Here is a 19,876-nt window from a genome sequence, read left to right on the forward strand (position 1 = left end):
CCCTCCGAAGCTGCCCGAAACATCACCAAAAGCGCCCGGCGGCCGGTTGCTGGAAGGATGGGGTCCGTGACAGGTGTACTCGTACTGGCAGGAACCCCCATCGGCGACGTCGCGGACGCCCCGCCCAGGCTGCTCACCGAGCTGGCCTCGGCGGACGTCATCGCGGCCGAGGACACCCGGCGGCTGCGCCGGCTCACCCAGGCACTCGGGGTGACCCCGGCCGGGCGGGTGGTCTCCTACTTCGAGGGCAACGAGGTCGGGCGCACCCCCGAGCTCGTCGAGGCGCTGCTCGGCGGGGCCCGCGTCCTGCTGGTCACCGACGCCGGGATGCCGTCCGTCTCCGACCCCGGTTACCGGCTGGTGGCCGCGGCCGTGGCCGCCGACCTCAAGGTGACCGCGGTGCCGGGGCCGTCCGCGGTGCTCACCGCGCTGGCGCTGTCCGGTCTGCCGGTCGACCGGTTCACCTTCGAGGGCTTCCTGCCGCGCAAGACCGGCGACCGGGCCCGGCAGCTGGCCTCGGTCGCCGCCGAGCCGCGCACCATGGTCTTCTTCGAGGCCCCGCACCGGATCGCGGAGGCGCTCGCCGCGATGGCGGAGGCGTTCGGCCCCGAGCGGCCCGCCGCCGTGTGCCGGGAGCTGACCAAGACCTACGAGGAGGTCAAGCGCGGGCCGCTCGGCGAGCTGGCCGCGTGGGCGGCCGAGGGTGTCAGGGGCGAGATCACGGTGGTCGTGGCGGGCGCGCCGCCGGCCGCGCCGAAGGAGCTGGGCCCGGCCGAGCTGGCCCGGCTGGTGGCCGTCCGGGAGGAGGCCGGGGAGCGGCGCAAGGAGGCGATCGCGGCGATCGCGGCCGAACTCTCGCTGCCCAAGCGCGAGGTGTTCGACGCGGTGGTGGCGGCCAAGAACGCCGCCGCGGGCGGGGCCGGCTGAGCGGTCGGCGGGGAGGCGGTCGGGAGGCGGTCGGGAAGGGTCGGGCAATCCGGTCGGGAACGGTCGACGAACGGCAGGGGAACGGTCGGAAAGCGCCCCGACACGCGCCTGAGCTGCGAGTACACACGGTTCGTGGGCGAGGTGCCGCCGGGCCCGCGGGCGCGTACCTTGGAGAGAAGGCCCCGGGTAAACACCCGTCGAGCTGAAGCTTCGGTCGAGGTTCTCGGACAGGACCCACCCTTTCGTATAGGGCTTCCCAACCCCCCTCCAATTCTTCACAAGGCGGGCATCGCCCGGGACGTTCCGGGCATTTCCTGGGATGGAAAGACCCAGCCGGGCGAGCGCCCGGCGGGCGCTGGGAGACGGCTATGAGCGAGACGATCGGTAGCCCCCGCGGTGGCAACGCCCTGAGCGACCCCGGCCCGAGCAGTGCCGGCCCGAGCGGCCCGGCGCACACCCCCGTCGAGACCGTCCGGGAGGCCTACTCCTTCGTGTGCCTGAGCTGCGGGTACGGGTGGGAGCAGGCGTACGACATCGAGCACCACGTGGCCCGGGACGGGCGCGTCGTGTTCGAGTACCACGCCAACGGAGTCCGGGTGCCGTCGCCGCTGCTCAAGCCGGCCTGCCCGGGCTGCGGCGGCCACACCGTCCGGATCATGCGCGAGGGCCGGGTCTCGGCGCAGGACCAGCCGTGGCAGCACGCCCCCGGGTACTCCTCGCACGCGGAGCCGGCCGTCCCGGCCGACGCGGCGCGGCCGGTGCGGACCGCCCCCTCGGGCGGGCGCTGGGCGCGGTTCTGGGCGCGGATGCGGGGCTGACGGTGGTAGCGGCGGTCGGGCCCGGACCCGGGCCCGACTAAGCTTGCCGACCATGGCGGCCACTGCAGACCACAGCACCAACGGGAGCACCACTCCCGCGTACTACGTCACCACCCCGATCTACTACGTCAACGATCGCCCCCACCTGGGCCACGCGTACACCACCGTGGCGGGCGACGTACTGACCCGCTGGCACCGCCAGCGCGGCGAGCGGGTGTGGTACCTGACCGGCACCGACGAGCACGGTCAGAAGATCCTGCGCACCGCGGAGGCCAACGGCGTCACCCCGCAGGAGTGGTGCGACAAGCTGGTCGAGGAGGCGTGGAAGCCCCTCTGGCAGCACCTGGAGATCGCCAACGACGACTTCATCCGCACCACCCAGGAGCGGCACACCGCCCGGGTGCAGGAGTTCGTCCAGGACCTGTTCGACAAGGGCGAGATCTACAAGGGCGGCTACTCCGGCCCGTACTGCGTCGGCTGCGAGGAGTACAAGCTCCCCGCCGAACTGCTCGACGGCGCCACCGAGGACGAGAAGCTCTGCCCGATCCACAAGAAGCCGGTCGAGTGGCTGGAGGAGGAGAACTACTTCTTCCGTCTCTCCGCGTACGGCCCGAAGCTGCTGGAGTTCTACGCCGAGAACCCCGGCTTCATCGCCCCCGAGACGGCCCGCAACGAGGTGCTCCGCTTCGTCGAGCAGGGCCTCCAGGACCTCTCCATCTCCCGCTCCACCTTCGACTGGGGCGTCCCGCTGCCCTGGGACGACAAGCACGTCCTGTACGTGTGGGTGGACGCGCTGCAGAACTACATCACCGCCGCCGGTTACGGCGCCGACCCGGAGCGGTTCGCCGAGCTGTGGCCGGCCTCGGTGCACCTGGTCGGCAAGGACATCCTGCGCTTCCACGCGGTGATCTGGCCCGCGATGCTGATGGCCGCGGGACTGCCGCTGCCGAAGCGGGTCGTCGCCAACGGCTGGCTGATGGTCGGCGGCGAGAAGATGTCGAAGTCCAACCTGACCGGCATCTCGCCCACCGATCTGACCTCGCACTTCGGCGTGGACGCCTACCGCTACTACTTCCTGCGGGCGATCCCGTTCGGCACCGACGGCTCGTTCTCCTGGGAGGACTTCAGCGCCCGGTACACCTCCGAGCTGGCGAACGACTTCGGCAACCTGGCCTCCCGGGTGGCGGCCATGGTCGGCAAGTACTTCGACGGCGTGCTGCCGGCCGCCGCGGCGCCGGGCGCCGCCGAGCAGGCCGTCAGCGAGGGCCTCGCGGCGGCGGTCGCGACCGCCGACCGGAAGATCGGCGAGGAGCTGGACTTCGCCGGCGGGCTCGCGGCGATCTTCGAGTTCGTCAAGCAGGTCAACGGCTACCTCACCGAGCAGGAGCCCTGGAAGGTCGCCAAGGACGACTCGGCCGAGGGCCGGGACCGGCTGGCCACCATCCTCTACACGGCGGCCGAGTCGCTGCGGGCCACCGCGGTGCTGCTCAACCCCGTGATGCCGGCCACCGCCGAGAAGCTCTGGCTCTCGCTCGGCGCGGCCGAGGGCCTGGGCGAGCTCGCCGGCCAGACCGTCGCCCAGGCGGCGCAGTGGGGCCTGCTGCCGGTCGGCTCCACCGTCACCAAGGGCGAGATCCTGTTCCCGCGTCTTGAGGAGAAGCCGGCCGCCTAGGGTTTCTCCCTGGGGCCGGAGGAGGACGACCGATGCCGAAGAAGGACGACGAGCGGTCCACCCCGCCGCCGCTGCCGGCCCCGCTGGCGGTGGCGGTGGCGGACTCGCACACCCATCTGGACATGCAGTCCGGCACCCCCGAGGAGGGCCTCGCCAAGGCCGCCTCGGTCGGGGTGGCCACCGTCGTCCAGGTCGGCTGCGACGTGCCGGGCTCGCGCTGGGCCGCCGAACTGGCGGCCCGGTTCGAGCAGGTGCACGCCGCCGTCGCCCTGCACCCCAACGAGGCGCCGCGGATCTTCCTCGGCGACCCCGACGGGTGGTCCGGGCAGCGGCGCGAGCCGGGCGGGCAGGCCGCGCTCGACGCGGCGCTGGCCGAGATCGACGCGCTCGCGGCGCTGCCGCACGTCCGGGCGGTCGGCGAGACCGGCCTCGACTACTTCCGGACCGGTCCGGAGGGCATGGAGATCCAGAAGGAGTCGTTCCGCCGCCACATCGCGATGGCCAAGCGGCACGGCAAGGCCCTGGTGATCCACGACCGGGACGCCCACGAGGACGTCGTCGCCGTCCTGCTGGAGGAGGGCGCGCCCGAGCGGACCGTCTTCCACTGCTACTCCGGCGACGCGGAGATGGCCAAGGTCTGCGCCGAGCACGGCTGGTACCTCTCCTTCGCCGGCCCGGTCACCTTCAAGGCCAACCAGCCGCTGCGGGACGCCCTCGCGGCCACCCCGCTGGACCGGGTCCTGGTCGAGACCGACGCCCCCTTCCTCACCCCGCACCCCTACCGCGGCCGCCCCAACGCGCCGTACCTGATCCCGGTCACGGTGCGCTCGATGGCGGACACCCTGGGGCTGCACGAGGACGAGCTCGCCACGGCGATCGCGGAGAACACGGCGCGGGCGTTCGGGTACTGAGCCGGTCGAACGAATATCTGGTTCAGGAGAAACGGTTCGGCACTCCTGGCGGCTTCCTAGGCTGGCTAGCATGAGTGCAGTGAGGGAGGTGGCCATGACCGCCATGCCGATCGACGGACCCGTTGAGGATCATCACGAATCGTCGCACCCGCTGTCCCAACTGCGGACGTACGAGCAGGCCAAGCACCTTGATCTGCCGTTCGACTGGGATCTTGTGGACGGAGTCATCGTGGTCCGGGGGCAGACGAATCAGTGGCACGACCAGGTGCGGGACCGGCTCTTCATGGCCATGTTCAACGCGCGGGTCGCGCCCTACGCGGCCAACGTCGAGCGCTGTGTGCTGCTCGACGAGGCCAACACGACCAAGCCGGACGTGGTCGTGTTCGACAAGACCGGCATCGACGTCTTCGAGCTGGAGTGCCTCCCGCCCCGGAACGTGGTGCTCACGGTCGAGGTCGTCTCGCACGGCACCCGGGCCAACGACCGCTTCCGCAAGCCCGGGCAGTACGCCGAGAAGAACATCCCCTACTACTGGCGGGTCGAGCGCGGCGTCGACGACCTGCCGATCGTCCACGAGTTCCACCGGGACGAGGAGAAGGGCGTCTACCTGCCCGTCGCCCAGCACGAGGGCGTGCTGAAGACTGCGGTGCCGTACCCCGTCGAGATCGACCTCGCGGCGGTCGTCGAGCTGTGAGGGGGCGGGGCGCCCGTATCCTTGGCGGGTGAGCACCACCGAACCCACCTCTGACAAACACCTGCTCGGCGCCGCGGACATCCGGGCGCTGGCGGAAGCGTTCGGCGTTCGGCCGACCAAGCAGCGCGGGCAGAACTTCGTCATCGACGGCAATACCGTGCGGCGGATCGTCCGGGCCGCGGAGGTGACCGGCGAGGACACGGTGGTCGAGGTCGGGCCCGGGCTCGGGTCGCTGACCCTCGCGCTGCTGGAGGTCGCCCGGCACGTCACCGCGGTCGAGATCGACCCGGTGCTGGCCCGCCACCTGCCGGACACCGTGGCCGCCCGGATGCCGGGCCAGGTCGACTCCTTCGACCTGGTGTTCAGCGACGCCATGCTGGTCACCGAGCTGCCCGGTCCGGCGCCGACCGCGCTCGTCGCCAACCTGCCGTACAACGTGGCCGTGCCGGTGCTGCTGCACATGCTCGCCACCTTCCCCAGCATCGAGCGGACCCTGGTCATGGTGCAGAGCGAGGTCGCCGACCGGCTCGCCGCCAAGCCGGGCAACAAGGTCTACGGCGTCCCCTCGGTCAAGGCCAACTGGTACGCCGAGGTGAAGCGGGCCGGCGCGATCGGCCGCAACGTCTTCTGGCCCGCCCCCAACGTCGACTCCGGGCTGGTCTCGCTGGTCCGCCACGACCCGCCGAGCACCACCGCGAGCCGCGAGGAGGTGTTCGCGGTCGTCGACGCCGCGTTCGCCCAGCGCCGCAAGACCCTGCGGGCCGCGCTGGCCGGCTGGGCCGGCTCCGCCGCCGGGGCCGAGCAGGCGCTCGCCGCCGCCGGGATCGACCACAAGCTGCGCGGCGAGATGCTCACCGTCGAGCAGTTCGCCGCCATCGCCGAACACAAGCCGGAGTAGAGGGTTTCCCAGTGACCGTCACGGTACGCGTGCCCGCCAAGGTCAACGTCCAGCTCGGGGTCGGCGGACTGCGCGCCGACGGCTTCCACGACCTGGCCAACGTCTTCTTCGCGGTCGCCCTCGGCGACGAGGTGACCGCGACGGCCGGCGAACCCGGCACGGGCGTCACCCTCAGCTGCGCCGGACCGGACGCCGACGCGGTGCCGCTGGACGACAGCAACCTCGCCGCCCGCGCCGCCCGGCTGCTCGCCGCCCACCACGGCCTCGCCGCGACCGACGTCCACCTGCACATCGCCAAGGCCATCCCGGTGGCCGGCGGCATGGCCGGCGGCAGCGCGGACGGCGCGGCCGCGCTGGTCGCCTGCGACGCCCTGTGGGAGCTCGGCACACCCGTCGAGGTGCTGCTGGAGCTCGCCGCCGAACTCGGCTCGGACGTACCGTTCGCCCTGGTCGGCGGCGTCGCCCTGGGCCGCGGCCGGGGCGAGATCCTGGAGCCGCTGCCCGTCGCCGGCAGCTACCACTGGGTCTTCGCCGTCGCCGAGGGCGGCCTGTCGACGCCCTCGGTCTTCCGCGAGTGCGACCGCCTGCGCGAGGAGGCCGGCACCGGCTCCGCCGACACCGAGGTGGCCACCCCCGAGGCCGACCCCGCGCTGCTCGCGGCCCTCGCCGACGGCGACGCCGTCGCCCTGGCCGCCGCGCTGACCAACGACCTCCAGCCGGCCGCCCTGTCGCTGCGCCCCGCCCTCGCCGCCACCCTGCGGGCCGGCACCGAGGCCGGCGCGATCGGCGCCCTGGTCTCCGGCTCCGGGCCGACCTGTGCCTTCCTGGCCAAGGACGCCGACGCCGCCGAGGCCGTCGCGGCCGCGCTGCGGGCCTCCGGCAACTGCCGGGCCGCGCACGCCACGTACGGGCCGGTGCCCGGCGCGGCGGTGACCGCAGCGGAGTAGCGGGGCAGCGGACCGAGCGGCGGGGCGGCGGCGGCCGCCGGCTCGGGCGGGAGGGGAGCCGGGGCGGGCCCACTAGGCTGGGGAGGATCCGGACCTCCGCCCGAGCCCGGACCGTCGAACCCAGGAGCGCAGCACACGTGGCCGTCAATCTCGCCACCATCGAGTCCGTCACGAAGGTGTACGGCACCCGGGCCCTTCTGGACGGGGTCAGCCTCGGCGTCAGCGAGGGGGACCGGATCGGCGTCGTCGGACGCAACGGGGACGGCAAGACCACCCTGATCCGGATGCTCGCCAAGCTGGAGGAGCCGGACGGCGGGCGGATCACCCACGTCGGCGGGGTGGAGATGGCCGTCCTCACCCAGCACGACTCGCTGGACCCGGACGCCACCATCCGGCACGAGGTGATCGCCGGCCGCGCCGACCACGAGTGGCTCGGCGACTCCCGCATCCGCGACATCATCGAGGGCCTCTTCGGCGGCCTCGACCTGCCCGGCTTCCCCGACGGCCTGGACACCGTCATCGGCCCGCTCTCCGGTGGTGAGCGCCGCCGGATCGCCCTCGCCAAGCTGCTGCTCGGCTCGCCCGACCTCATCGTGCTCGACGAGCCCACCAACCACCTCGACGTCGAGGGCATCGCCTGGCTGGCCCAGCACCTCCAGAACCGCCGCTCCGCGCTCGTCTGCGTCACCCACGACCGCTGGTTCCTCGACCAGGTCTGCACCCGGATGTGGGACGTCCAGCACGGCTCGGTGCACGAGTACGAGGGCGGCTACTCCGACTACGTCTTCGCGCGCGCCGAGCGCTCCCGGATCGAGGCCACCGAGGAGCAGAAGCGCCAGAACCTGGCCCGCAAGGAGCTCGCCTGGCTGCGCCGCGGCGCCCCGGCCCGCACCTCCAAGCCGCGCTACCGGATCGAGGCCGCCAACGCGCTCATCGCCGACGTCCCCGAGCCGCGCGACAAGAGCGAGCTGATGAAGTTCGCCAACGCGCGCCTGGGCAGGACCGTCTTCGAGGTCGAGAACATCACGGTGAAGGCCGGCCCGAAGCTGCTGCTGGAGGACGTCACCTGGCAGCTCGGCCCCGGCGACCGGATCGGCCTGCTCGGCGTCAACGGCGCCGGCAAGACCTCGCTGCTGCGGGCGCTGCGCGACGCCTACACCTCGGAGGGCGACGTCCAGCCCGACTCCGGCGTGGTCAAGGTCGGCAAGACGGTGCGGCTGGCGTACCTCTCCCAGGAGGTCGCCGAGCTGGAGCCGACCACCCGGGTGCTGCAGGCCGTCGAGCAGGTCCGCTCCCGGGTCGACCTCGGCAAGGGCCGGGAGATGAGCGCCGGCCAGCTGTGCGAGCAGTTCGGCTTCGGCAAGGACAAGCAGTGGACGCCGGTCGGCGACCTGTCCGGCGGTGAGCGGCGCCGGCTCCAGCTGCTCCGGCTGCTGATGGACGAGCCCAACGTGCTGTTCCTCGACGAGCCCACCAACGACCTCGACATCGAGACGCTGAACCAGCTGGAGGACCTCCTCGACGGCTGGCCCGGTTCGATGATCGTCATCAGCCACGACCGCTTCTTCATCGAGCGGACCACCGACGTGACGTACGCGCTGCTCGGTGACCGGCGGATGCGGATGCTGCCGAACGGCGTCGACGAGTACCTGCAGCGCCGGGCCGCGATGGCGGCCGCCGCCGCTTCGGCCGCGTCGGCCGCTGCCGCGGTGGCCTCCGGCGCGACCGGTGCCGCCGCGGGCGGCGCGGAGGACTCGGCGTCCGCGCTGTCGGGCGGCGACCTGCGGGCGGCGAAGAAGGAGCTGCAGAAGTTGGAGCGCCAGATCGCCAAGCTGGACCAGAAGGAGTCCAAGCTGCACTCCCAGCTCGCCGAGCACGCCGCCGACTTCTCCAAGGTCGCCGAGCTGGACAGCCAGCTGCGGGCGGTCCGGGAGGAGAAGGAGGAGCTGGAGATGACCTGGCTGGAGCTGGCCGAGCAGGTCTGACCGGGAGCGGGGTCTCCGGGGCTCGGGGTCTCCGGGGCCCGGGGGCCCGGGGGCCGGGGCCCCGGCCGGGGCGGTCGGTTCAGCGCGGCGGGCGGCCGGCGAGCAGGGTGTCCAGCTCGTCCGCCGCCCGGCCCAGCGCGCTGCGCGACGGGTCGTGCGGCCGGGTCGGCCGCGCCGCCGCCCCGGTCGGCGGACGGTGCGCGCGCGCCGCGGCCGTCAGTTCGTCCAGCGCCCGGCCGACCCGCTCCACCTCCGCCGGCTCCGGCACCCGCCCGCCGTACCGGCGCTGCGCCGCGAACGCCGCCACCGCACCGCTCAGCCGCTCCAGCGCGGCCGTCGCGGGCAGCCACTCGGCCGCGTGCCGGCCCGTCGGCGGCGGCTCGGCCAGCCCCTGCTCCACCTCCGCGCGGGCGTCCGCGAGCGCCCGGTAGGCCGTCCGCCGCAGCCACACCTCGGACCGGGGCTCCGGCCCGTCCTGCCGCACCACCGAGGCCAGATAGGCCTTCAGCGCCGCCGCCGCGGACACCAGCCGCGGCTCGATCCGGTGCCGCGGCCGTTCCGGCCAGAGCAGATGGCCGAACAGCAGCACGATCGCGCTGGCCAGCACGGTGTCCAGGACGCGGGGCCAGAACTCGGCCGCGCCGTCCTGCCCGCCCAGTTGCAGCAGGACCAGCGCCATCGGTGTCATCACCACGGTGTTCAGCCCGTAGTGCGCCGCCGTCGCGTACGGCAGCAGGGCCACGCAGAGCGCGGCGATCGCGACCAGCGCCCACGGACCGGGAGCCAGCGACAGCACCGCCGCCGTCACCGCCACCCCCAGCACCGTCCCCACCGCACGGCTCACCGAACGCAGGAACACCGAGCCGAGGTCCGGCTTCAGGACGAAGGCGATCGTCATCGGCACCCAGTAGCTCCGGCTCAGCGGCAGCGCGGCCGTCAGCGCCGCTCCCACCGCGATGCACAGCGCCAGCCGCGCCCCGTAGCGGGCCGCTCCGGGCGAGACCAGCCGCACCCGCAGCCGCCACGGGTCCGGCGGGGGCGCGGGAGCCGTGCTCAGTACGGCCTCCCGGCCCGCGACCGTCGCCGCGGCCGCGCGCAGTGCCGCGTCCAGGGCCTGGCGGGACGGCGTGTCCGGCGACCAGTCCGGCACCGGCACCGGTACCTCGACGGAGCCGCGCTCCACCGCGCGGGCGAGCAGGCCGGGCACGGCGGCCACCTCGGGCGGCACCGGCCGCCAGGCCCACAGCAGGCCGGTGGCGGCCTCGGTGGCGGCGAGCGCGGCCCGGTACATCGTGTGGACGCGGTGGGCGGCGGTGTCGGGTGCGGTGTCGGTGTCGGGCGCGGTGCCAGGTTCGGTGCCGGTGCCGGTGCCGGTGCCGGTGCCGGTGTAGGGCGCGGGCGGGTTCCGTGGGTGGCGGGGCAGGGGCGGGAGCACGTCCTGGAGCTGGTTCAGACGGGCGGTCAGCACTTGGCGAGACGCCGACCCCTGCGGAGTCCCCAGGTCCGCGAGCATCCGGCCGAGCGCGTCGTACACGGCGGCGAGCGCGCACACGGCCGGGTCGGCGCCGGGGGCCCGGCGGCGGCCGCGCAGGGGCACACCGAGCAGCAGCACCAGCACCGCACCCGCCGGCAGCACCGCCGCGGCGGCCCACCAGGGGTGCGGCAGCGGCATCCCGCTCCCGAGCGTGGCCGAGACGAGCAGCAGCAGCCCCGCCGCCGAACCGCGCGGGCCCGTCGCACTCAGCGCGCCGGAGACGAACGCCGTCAGCGTCAGCCCGGCGCCCAGGGCGAGCGCGCCGACCTGGGCGTGCTGGAGCGCGCTGCCGATCAGCATGCCGAGCGCCGAGGCCGGTACGGCGGTGGCGATCCGGCGGGCCCGCAGCCGGACCGGCTCGACGCGGTCGTTCATCGTCGCGTGCATCGCACCCAGTCCGGCGAACACCCCGAGGTCCACCCGGTGTGCCAGCAGTCCGGCGGCCAGCGCCAGCGCCATGGCGAGCGCGGCGCGGGCCATCGGCGCCCACGGCAGCGGCGGCCGGGCCGGGCGGGCGGCCCGGGCCCACCAGGGGGTGGCGGGGGTGACGGGGGTGGCGGAGGCGTTCGGGGTGTTGGGGGTGTTGGGGGACATGCGGGGCGTCCGATCCACGGCGGGGCCGGGCCCGGCGAGTGCGGGGCTGGGCGGCGGCCCGGGGCGCTGCTGTGCGACGCTGCGCGGCAGTGGAGGTCTCGTCCGGTCCGACCGGACCAGGTCAGTCTAACGGCGGCCGCCGATCCCCTCGGCGGGCCGTGCGAGGGTGCACGTGTCAAGTTCGTACCGATCGCTTGCAAGCGGGGCACGGGCCCTGCCGGTCCGTCGGGGGCGGTGGCTACGATGATTGAGGCGCCGTCCGTCCCGACGGGCGGACGGTTCTGCCGGACCGATCCGACCGACCTGATCGACGTGATCGACCTGTGCGGCCGGTAGGACCGAGTAGTTGACGGTGTGTGTCGCGGTGCGGCGACCTGCGGGGGCCGCGCCGTGCACGGGGGAGAGGTGGATTGCTGTGCCAGGCGAGGCTGGACCGGGCGGTGCGGGCTGGGCCGATGGCCCCGACGGTGAAGTGATGCCGTGGACGCTGAGCAACAGTTGGATCGGTCGCGTGGTCGGCCAGGTCCAGGTCGACGTCAGCGCCAACGCGCTGGTGGCGGCGTTCGGCTCCAAGGACGTCAAGATCGAGCTCGACACGCTGACCAACTTCAAGAAGAAGGTCGACGCGCTGCTGGCCTCGCTGGAAGGCTCCGAGGCGGCGCAGCACAAGATCAAGGAACAGAAGCTGCTCGCCGGCAACCTCGGTAGTGGGTTCCACGAGTCCGCGGACCTGATCGCCGCGTACGAGAAGACGCACGCGGCGATCGCGCAGCTCTCGAAGTCGTTCGCGGAGCAGATCGACAGGATGAGCAAGGCGGTCGCGCAGACGGCGGGCGGCTACGGCAACAACGAGGAGCACCAGACGGCGGCGGTCAACGCGGTCGCGAAGGGCGCGGACGGCGGCCCGGGGTCGAAGAGCGGTGACTACTGATGGTGCGCATGTCTGAGGGTTCGGCCGGGACGGGGGACAACTGATGGCGGGCGGAACGAATTTCGAAGGAATCAATCATCCGCAGCTCAAGTCCATGGTGGCCGGCAGCGATCCGTCCAAGGTGACCGGTCGCGGCAACCAGCTCAAGGCCGCCGGGCGCGTGCTGGACGAGCTCAGCAAGGCTCTGGCCGCCCATGTGACCCAGATCCAGTGGGAGGGGCCGGCCGCCGAGAGCTTCAAGTCGTGGGCCAGCGACCTGCACAAGTCGGCGTCCATGATCAGCGAGTACTCGAAGGGCGCGGGCGACGCCATGGTGCAGGCCGGGGAGGCTCTGAGCACCGCTAAGACCGGCGTGCCGGAGGTCCCGAGCAAGGACATCGACATGGTGAAGCGGCACGCCGCCCAGCCGTGCCTCAAGCCTTCGCCGTTGAGCATCGCCGGCTTCGGCAACCCGTCCGTGTCCACCGACGCGATCATGAAGAAGGAGGACCCGACCTGGGTCTCCTACATGGAGGCCACGGCGGCGCAGAAGCGGGTGGACACCGCGCACCAGGAAGCCATCCACCAGATGGAGAAGCTGGGGCAGGCGTACGAGGCTGCGACGACCAAGCTGAACTCGCTCACGATGCCCGAGCTTCCGGGAGCTTCCAGTGACGGGCCGAAGGCGGTCGACGGAGGAACGGCTGTGCCGGTGGGGTCCGGTGGCGGACGTTACGGCTCCGGTGGAAGCAGTCGAGGCACTCGCAGCGGGAACACCAGCAGCGGCTACAACCCGCCCTCCGGCGGTGACAGGAGCGGCGGCGGTACCGTGACGCCGCGTCCGCCGGTGCTGGTGACGCCCGGGCCGACGCCGCCGGTGAACGTCACGCCGACGCCGGTGCCGCCGCGGCACGGCACTCCGACGCCGCTGCCGGGCGACCCGAACACGCCGGGTCCGGTGCCGACGGGACCGACGCACCCCGGGGACCGGCCCGGCACGGGGCTCGACAGCCTGCCGACGGTACCGACGCTGCCCGGCCAGACCGGACCGGTGGGTCCCGGAGGCGGTCCCGCGCCGGTGTACCCCCAGGGCGGTGGTCCCGGGCACCCGGGTACGCCCGGTGGCGGGCCCGGCGGGTTCCCCGGCGGAGGGCCGATTCCGTTCGGCGGGACCACTCCGTTTACCGGTGGGACCGGCCCGCTGAAGAGCGGCGGGGGTCCTGTGCCCACTGGCCGGACCGGCGCCGTCGGGGGCAACCTGCCGACGAAGAACGGTGGTCCCGGCGCGAGCAACGGCGGCACGGTCTTCGGGGCGCGTGAGGCCCAGGGCCGGTCCGGCGGGTCGGCCGGCGGCGGCTTCGGCGGTCCGGGTGGCGGGATGCACCAGGGCGGCGGCCACGGCGGTGGTTCGGTCGGCGGTTCGCGTGGTCGGGGCTACAGCTCGACCGGCGGCGGCGTGGTCGGCGGGGCGAAGGGACCGGTGGCCGCCGGGGAGTTCACCCCGGGCGGCAGCGGCCTGCGCAACCGGGCCGCCGCAGCCGGTGCGGCGGCCGCCGAGGGCGCGGCGCGGCCGGGCCAGAACGGCATGATGGCCCCGGGCATGGCGGGCGGCGCGGGCGAGCGGCGCGAGCGCGACCGCCGCAACCGGGCCGACTACCTGCACGAGGACGAGGAGACCTGGACCAGCGGTACTCCGAAGAGCAACCCGGGCGTGATTGAGTAGTCCGGAACGACTGCCCGGCCACTGGAACTCCCGGTGGCCGGGCAGTCCTGCGCGGGGCGCGGTCCCGGCTCGATGGGGAAAGTGACGAGGGAGCAGCGATGCGGCGGACGAACGTACGGGCGCGGGGATTCGCCGCGGCGATGGTGGCGGGCGGGATCGTCGCCGGGCCGGCCGTGGGCCCGGCGCTCGCTGTTGACTCGATCCGCGAGCAGCAGTGGCACCTGGACACCATGAAGGCGCCCGAGATCTGGCAGACGAGCAAGGGCCAGGGGATCACCGTGGCGGTGGTCGACGGCGGCTTCCGGCTCGATCATCCGGACCTCGTCGGTCAACTGCTGCCCGGCAAGGACCTGAGCGGACTGCCCGGTGGGATCGGTGTCGACAGGAGTGGCCACGGCACGGGGATCGTCGGCCTGATCGCGGGATCCGGAAAGGGCCTTGGCGGGAAGGGCGCGTACGGCCTGGCGCCGGGTGCCAAGGTTCTCCCGATCAAGATCAATATCAACGACGACCCGGCGCAGCCGATCGATGCATCCGGCTACCTCAAGCAAGTGAGCCAGGGAATCACGTATGCGGCGGACCAGGGGGCGAAGGTCATCAATGTCTCCTCGGTCGCCGGTTCCTCCGGGGTCTCCGCGGGGGACATCGCCGAACTCGAGAAGTCCGTGCAGTATGCCAACGGCAAGGGGTCGCTGGTTGTCGCGGGTGCTGGAAACAGTGGGCAGGAAGGAAACCCCGCCCTGTATCCCGCCGCACTGCCGAGCATCGTCGCGGTAGCTGCGGCCGACCGGGCCGGAACGGCCACCGACGAGTCCGAGCACGGCCCGCAGATCGACATCGCGGCTCCCGGAGTGGACATCTACACGTCGTGTGTCGCCGAGTCCGGCTACTGCAAGAAGCACGGGACATCCGATGCGACCGCGCTCGTCTCGGCGTCGGCGGCGCTGCTCTGGGCCGCTCACCCCGACTGGGCGCCGAATCAGATCACCAGGGTGCTGATCGGAACGGCGGGGAAGCCGAAGGACGGTTCGAACCGAACGGACTTCATCGGCTACGGGATCGTTCGTCCTCGGGTCGCGCTGACGACACCGGGGGACCCGGGTCCCGCCGATGTGAGCCCGCTGGTCGAGCCCTCGGCCAGCGCGGCCCCGTCGGCGCCGACGCCCTCGGCACCCGCCTCGCCGTCGGCCGAGGCTTCGGCAGCGCAGCCCGCGCCCACCCCGCCGCCCTCCGCCTCCGCCGCGCCGGTGGCGGCGCAGGAGGACAAGGGCTCGCCCCTGGTCCTGGTGGCCGCCGTGGTCGGGGGGCTGGTGCTGGTCGCCGGTGTCGTGGTGCTGCTGCTGCGACGTCGGGGCGCCCCGCACACGCGGTGAGCGGGCGGCGCCGGGGGGCGTGGGGTGCGGGGCGGGGCGCGGGTGTCACCCGGGTGGGCGCTGTCGGGGGTGGGGCGGGGTCGCCAGGGTTGGGGGTATGGGTGCGACGGGGCAGATGCGGCGGGCCGCTGCGGCGGCGCTGATCGGTACGGCGATCGAGTTCTACGACTTCTTCATCTACGGGACGGCGGCCGCGCTCGTCTTCGGGGAAGTCTTCTTTCCCGAACTGGGCACGGTGGGTGCGCTGTTGGCGGCGTTCTCGGTGTACGCGGTGGCGTTCCTGGCGCGGCCGCTCGGGGCGGTGGTGTTCGGGCACTTCGGGGACCGGCTGGGGCGCAAGGCCACGCTGGTGGTGTCGCTGCTGCTGATGGGGCTGTCCACGGCGGTGGTGGGCGTGCTGCCGGGGTTCGCCACGTGGGGGTGGTGGGCGCCGGTGGCGCTGGTGGTGCTGCGGGTGTGTCAGGGGCTGGGGCTGGGCGGGGAGTGGGGCGGGGCGGCGCTGCTGGTGGCGGAGAACGCGCCGGCCGGGCGGCGGGGGCGGTACGGCGCGTATCTGCAGTTGGGGCCGACGACCGGGTTCGTGCTGGCCAACGGGATCTTCCTGGTGCTGCAACTCTGGCTGGACCAGGCGGCGTTCAGGTCCTGGGGCTGGCGGGTGCCGTTCCTGGCGTCGCTGGGGCTGGTGGCGGTGGGGCTGTTCGTGCGGCTGCGGCTGGAGGAGACGCCGCTGTTCCGGGGCGAGGTGCGGACGGGAGCCGAGCGGGCGCCGGTGGTGGAGGTGCTGCGGGGGCACTGGCGGACGGTGCTGCTGGGCTGCGGCGCGATCACCGTGGGGTACGCGCTGTTCTACCTGACCACGACGTACTCGCTGGCGTACGCGACGACGGGGCTCGGGGTGCCGAGCACGGTGGTGCTGTCGATGCTGCTGGCCGGCGCGGTGGGGAAGGGCGTGACGGTGTGGCTGAGCGCGCGGCGCAGTGACGCCTGGGGGCGCAGGCGGACGCTGCAGGGGGCGACGGGGCTGGCGGTGGCGTGGTCGCTGGTGCTGTTCCCGCTGCTGGAGACGGAGCGGCGCGGGCTGATGTTCCTCGCGCTGGCGGGGGCGATGGTGGTACTGGGCTGTCTGCTGGGGCCGTTGGCGGCGTTCCTGCCGGAGCTGTTCCCGACCCGGGTGCGGTACACGGGGGCGGCGCTGACCTACAACCTGGGCGGGGTGGTGGGCGGGGCGACCACGCCGTTGATCGCGACCAGGCTGACCGGGACGTACGGGACGGCGGAGCCGGTCGGCTGGTACCTGGCGGGGTGCGGGGTGGTGGCGCTGCTGTGCCTGCGGCTGCTGCCGGAGACCTGCGGGAGGGACCTCTCGGCGGTGTCCGGGCCGGTCGCGCGGACCGCCGGGACCGATTTCCCATTCCGCCCCCCTGCCGTGTAATGTCTTCCTTGTTCGAGCGAGCGGGCGGAGCGGAAGCGAAGCCGGGGAGTTCGGACAAGCAACAGGCCCCTATAGCTCAGTCGGTAGAGCGTCTCCATGGTAAGGAGAAGGTCTGCGGTTCGATTCCGCATGGGGGCTCGGTCAGGACCCCCGCCATCTAGGCGGGGGTCCTTTTCGTTGTGCTCGCCCGGTGGTGGCGGTGAGACGGTCTGGCAAGTCGGGTACGGAATGCGCTGTGATGGTGCGTCACCGGCCGCCCGGTCCCGCCGGGCGGGGCTGCGGGCGGGACGCCGACCTGGAGGGGTCTCATGGGTGTTCGCCTCGTGGTGGTCGACGACCACCGGTTGTTGGCCGAGGCGCTGGCCACCGCGCTCCAGCTGCGGGGCCACCGGGTGCTCGCGGTGGGTTCGCCGGCCGCGTCGGCGGCCGATCTGGTGGCGGGACGGCGTCCGGAGGTCTGTCTGCTGGGGGTGGCCGCGCCGGCCGACCCGGGGGCGTTCGACGGCTTGCGCAGGATCCGCCGGGAGCGGCCCGAGGTGGCTGTCATCGTGCTCGGCCCGGTGGGTGAACTCCGGGGCGTGGCAGCGGCGTTCGCCTCCGGTGCGGCCGGGTACGTGCCGAGCGACGAGCGGATCGAGGTGGTCGAGCGGGCGATCGCGCGGGCCCGGGCCGGTGAGGCGGCGGTCGCGGTGGAGGTGCTGCGGGGCGCGTTCGACCAGTTGCTGAGGCCGGCGGCGGAACCGGACGACGAGGCGGTCCGGCTGCTGCGGCTGCTCACCCGGCGCGAGGTGCAGGTGCTGGCGCGGATCGCGGACGGCGAGGACACCGCGGCGATCGCGGCGGGGATGCGGATCGCGGCGAGCACGGCCCGGACGCACGTCCAGCGGGTGCTGATGAAGCTCGGCGCGCGGACCCGGCTGGAGGCGGCGGCGGTGGCGGCGCGCACCGGTCTGCTGGACCGGATGGCGCGCGGTTGACGGACGGCCGTTCGATGGTCCGAGCACCCCCGGTGGACAGGGAGAATGGGCCCCAGTCGTACGAACGTCCCCGATGGTCCGCCGACCGCGGACCATCGCCCGCTGGAGGTCTCATCATGAGTAAGTACCTGGTCACGGGTGGCGCCGGCTATGTCGGCAGTGTGGTCGCCGCCCACCTGCTGGAGGCGGGGCACCAGGTGACCGTCCTGGACGACCTCTCGACCGGTTTCCGGGAGGGCGTGCCGGCCGGTGCCGAGTTCGTCGAGGGCCGGATCCAGGAGGCGGGCCGGGTCCTGGACGGGTCCTTCGACGGCGTGCTGCACTTCGCGGCCTCCTCGCAGGTCGGCGAGTCGGTCGTGGACCCGGAGAAGTACTGGCGCAACAACGTGGCCGGTTCGCTGGAGCTGGTCTCCGCGATGCGCGCGGCAGGGGTGCGCAAGCTGGTGTTCTCCTCCACCGCCGCCACCTACGGGGAGCCGGAGTCGGTGCCGATCGCCGAGACCGCCCGCACCGCGCCGACCAACACCTACGGCGCCACCAAGCTGGCCGTGGACCACCTGATCACGAGCGAGGCCGTCGCCCATGGCCTGGCCGCCGTCTCGCTGCGCTACTTCAACGTGGCCGGCGCGTACGGCGCCTACGGCGAGCGCCACGACCCGGAGTCGCACCTGATCCCGCTGGTCTTCCAGGCCGCGCTCGGGCAGCGCGAGCACATCGCGGTGTACGGCGACGACTACCCGACCCCGGACGGCACCTGCATCCGCGACTACATCCACGTCGCGGACCTGGCCGACGCGCACCTGCTGGCCCTGGACGCGGCGAAGCCGGGCGAGCACCTGATCTGCAACCTGGGCAACGGCAGCGGCTTCTCGGTCCACGAGGTGATCGAGTCGGTCAAGCGCGTCACCGGCCGCGAGATCCCGGTGGTGGTCTCCGGCCGCCGCGCCGGCGACCCGGCGGTCCTGGTCGCCTCCGCCGAGCGCGCCCACCAGGCCCTCGGCTGGACCCCGCGCCGCCCGAACCTGGACGACATCGTCGCCGACGCCTGGAAGTTCACCCTGGAGAAGAACGCCGGCTGAGGCACGGGCGACACGCCCCGGGCGCCGCTCCCTCCCGTACGGCGAGGGGGCGGCGCTCCGGCGTTTCCGCCGGGGTGCCCGGAGTCGGCGGGGCACCGTGCCAGGAGGCCGCGCCGAGCACCAAGTCACGCCAATTTCGCACCTCCTGACGAAACTTCACCAAACCCCCACCGAGCCCGCGCCCACCCCGTACGCTGATTCCGGTACCGGTGGGGGTCGGCACCTCGGCCCTTCCGGGCACCCGGGAGGTGAGCGGCGCAGGAGCGCCCGGACGGCGGCGGCGGGACCGGCGCGCCGTACCGGACGCGGGCCGGAGCTGAGCAGGGGGGAAGTGACGATGGGGCGGATCCGCGTCCTGGTGGTCGACGACCACCGGATCTTCGCCGAGGCGCTGGCCGCGGCGCTCGCCGCCGAGCCCGATGTCGAGGTCGGCGCGGCGGGCAGCGCGGCCGCCGCGGAGCGGGCGCTGGAGCGTGCCGCCACCGAGGGGCGGGTGTTCGACGTGGTCCTGGTCGACGCCGACCTCGGGGTGGCGGAGGCCGCGGCCGCCCGCAAGCCCCGCCAGCCGGGCGCCGACCCGCCGGAGGCACTCCGCCGCCGACCACCGGCGACGGTGCCCTCGCCCCGCCGACCGCCGGTGGCCCAGGCCGCCGGACCGCCCGCGACGGCCCTCCCGCCCGGGGCCTCGGGTCCGCCCGGGACCGCCGGCCGTTTTCCGACCGACCGTCGTCCGGCCGCTCATCCGGTCGGCCCGCTCGCGGCGGAACCGCATCCGACGGCACCGGTGATCCCGGTGACCGCCCCGGCGGTCCCCTCGGTCGCTCCGGCCGTCGGCCAGATTCCCGACGGCATCACCCTGCTGGCCCGGCTCCGGCGCCAGCACCCCGGCCTGCGGGCGATCGTCCTGGCCACCGCCGACGATCCGCACCGGGCCGCCCGCGCCCTGCACGCGGGCGCCACCGGCTGGGTGGCCAAGGAGAGTTCGCTGGCCCGGCTGCTGGCGGTGATCAGGGGCGTCCTGCGGGACGAGACCCATCTGCCGCCCGCGCTGCTGACCGGCGTGATCCGCGAACTCACCACCGCCCGCCGGGACCGCACCGAGAGCGAACGGCTGGTCGACACCCTCACCCCGCGGGAGAAGCAGATCCTGCGCTGCATGGTCGCGGGCCTCGGCCGGCAGGCCGTCGCCGAGCGGCTCTACCTCTCCCCGCACACCGTCCGTACGCACATGCAGAACGTCCTCGGCAAGCTCGGGGTGCACTCCACCCTGGCCGCCGTAGCGGTGGCCCGCCGGGCGGGCGTCAGCCCGTCCGAGCTCGCGGCTCCCGCTGTCCCGCCGTCCGTCGCCACGACCACCTCTCCCGGCCCCGGCTGATCCGCCCGTCCTCACCTCAGCACACCG

16 protein-coding genes and 1 tRNA gene are annotated in these 19,876 nt (G+C 73.7%); 16 read left to right on the plus strand and 1 reads right to left on the minus strand.

Annotated elements, in window-relative coordinates; genetic code table 11:
- Positions 1 to 66: 66 nt before the first annotated feature.
- The 8 genes from rsmI (at position 67) to ACW14Y_RS24200 (ending at position 8,852) form a co-directional block, all read left to right on the plus strand.
- A complete protein-coding gene (gene rsmI / locus ACW14Y_RS24165) occupies positions 67 to 927 on the plus strand; it encodes a 16S rRNA (cytidine(1402)-2'-O)-methyltransferase (protein ID WP_266271156.1) in 861 nt (286 codons plus the stop codon).
- 368 nt (positions 928 to 1,295) lie between these two features.
- Positions 1,296 to 1,745 carry a hypothetical protein gene (locus tag ACW14Y_RS24170; RefSeq protein ID WP_380306486.1) on the plus strand — a complete coding sequence of 150 codons (450 nt, stop codon included), beginning with the start codon at positions 1,296 to 1,298 and terminating at the stop codon, positions 1,743 to 1,745.
- Between the two features lie 52 nt (positions 1,746 to 1,797).
- Positions 1,798 to 3,417, plus strand: coding sequence for a methionine--tRNA ligase (metG, locus tag ACW14Y_RS24175; protein ID WP_380306484.1), 1,620 nt, complete (start codon positions 1,798 to 1,800; stop codon positions 3,415 to 3,417).
- Positions 3,418 to 3,449: 32 nt separating this feature from the next.
- On the plus strand, positions 3,450 to 4,328 hold the full coding sequence (locus tag ACW14Y_RS24180) for a TatD family hydrolase (RefSeq protein ID WP_456983496.1): 879 nt from the start codon (positions 3,450 to 3,452) through the stop codon (positions 4,326 to 4,328).
- A gap of 70 nt (positions 4,329 to 4,398) precedes the next feature.
- A complete protein-coding gene (locus tag ACW14Y_RS24185; protein WP_380384791.1) occupies positions 4,399 to 5,022 on the plus strand; it encodes a Uma2 family endonuclease in 624 nt (207 codons plus the stop codon).
- A gap of 28 nt (positions 5,023 to 5,050) precedes the next feature.
- Entirely contained in the window at positions 5,051 to 5,920 is an 870-nt protein-coding gene (gene rsmA / locus ACW14Y_RS24190) for a 16S rRNA (adenine(1518)-N(6)/adenine(1519)-N(6))-dimethyltransferase RsmA (RefSeq protein WP_456983498.1), read from the plus strand.
- Between the two features lie 11 nt (positions 5,921 to 5,931).
- Complete coding sequence (locus ACW14Y_RS24195; RefSeq protein WP_456983500.1) at positions 5,932 to 6,867, plus strand: 4-(cytidine 5'-diphospho)-2-C-methyl-D-erythritol kinase; 936 nt, start codon at positions 5,932 to 5,934, stop codon at positions 6,865 to 6,867.
- A 137-nt stretch (positions 6,868 to 7,004) separates the two neighbouring features.
- Positions 7,005 to 8,852: an ABC-F family ATP-binding cassette domain-containing protein gene (locus ACW14Y_RS24200; RefSeq protein ID WP_380306476.1), complete on the plus strand. Its 1,848-nt coding sequence runs from the start codon at positions 7,005 to 7,007 to the stop codon at positions 8,850 to 8,852.
- A gap of 79 nt (positions 8,853 to 8,931) precedes the next feature.
- On the opposite strand, the gene ACW14Y_RS24205 is transcribed toward ACW14Y_RS24200, so the two are convergent.
- Positions 8,932 to 10,980: an FUSC family protein gene (locus ACW14Y_RS24205; protein WP_456983502.1), complete on the minus strand. Its 2,049-nt coding sequence runs from the start codon at positions 10,978 to 10,980 to the stop codon at positions 8,932 to 8,934.
- Positions 10,981 to 11,455: 475 nt separating this feature from the next.
- Between ACW14Y_RS24205 and ACW14Y_RS24210 the strand changes: the two genes are divergently transcribed.
- The 8 genes from ACW14Y_RS24210 to ACW14Y_RS24245 all read left to right on the plus strand — a co-directional run bounded on the left by ACW14Y_RS24210 (position 11,456) and on the right by ACW14Y_RS24245 (position 19,849).
- Positions 11,456 to 11,911 carry a hypothetical protein gene (locus tag ACW14Y_RS24210; RefSeq protein ID WP_380306472.1) on the plus strand — a complete coding sequence of 152 codons (456 nt, stop codon included), beginning with the start codon at positions 11,456 to 11,458 and terminating at the stop codon, positions 11,909 to 11,911.
- Between the two features lie 43 nt (positions 11,912 to 11,954).
- Complete coding sequence (locus tag ACW14Y_RS24215; RefSeq protein WP_456983504.1) at positions 11,955 to 13,613, plus strand: hypothetical protein; 1,659 nt, start codon at positions 11,955 to 11,957, stop codon at positions 13,611 to 13,613.
- Between the two features lie 98 nt (positions 13,614 to 13,711).
- Positions 13,712 to 14,986, plus strand: coding sequence for a type VII secretion-associated serine protease mycosin (mycP, locus tag ACW14Y_RS24220; protein ID WP_456983506.1), 1,275 nt, complete (start codon positions 13,712 to 13,714; stop codon positions 14,984 to 14,986).
- A gap of 97 nt (positions 14,987 to 15,083) precedes the next feature.
- Complete coding sequence (locus ACW14Y_RS24225; protein ID WP_380306466.1) at positions 15,084 to 16,418, plus strand: MFS transporter; 1,335 nt, start codon at positions 15,084 to 15,086, stop codon at positions 16,416 to 16,418.
- Positions 16,419 to 16,483: 65 nt separating this feature from the next.
- Positions 16,484 to 16,556: transfer RNA gene (locus tag ACW14Y_RS24230), tRNA-Thr, on the plus strand.
- 170 nt (positions 16,557 to 16,726) lie between these two features.
- The gene (locus ACW14Y_RS24235) at positions 16,727 to 17,395 is read left to right on the plus strand and encodes a LuxR C-terminal-related transcriptional regulator (RefSeq protein ID WP_380306464.1); all 669 of its coding nucleotides are present in this window, start codon (positions 16,727 to 16,729) and stop codon (positions 17,393 to 17,395) included.
- Positions 17,396 to 17,511: 116 nt separating this feature from the next.
- Positions 17,512 to 18,474, plus strand: a complete 963-nt coding sequence (gene galE, locus ACW14Y_RS24240; protein ID WP_340631454.1) for a UDP-glucose 4-epimerase GalE — start codon at positions 17,512 to 17,514, stop codon at positions 18,472 to 18,474.
- 337 nt (positions 18,475 to 18,811) lie between these two features.
- Positions 18,812 to 19,849 (plus strand): LuxR C-terminal-related transcriptional regulator, encoded by a 1,038-nt coding sequence (locus ACW14Y_RS24245; protein ID WP_456983509.1) that lies wholly within the window; start codon positions 18,812 to 18,814, stop codon positions 19,847 to 19,849.
- The last annotated feature ends 27 nt before the right edge of the window (positions 19,850 to 19,876 follow it).

It is taken from the genome of Kitasatospora sp. cg17-2, from assembly GCF_054031055.1.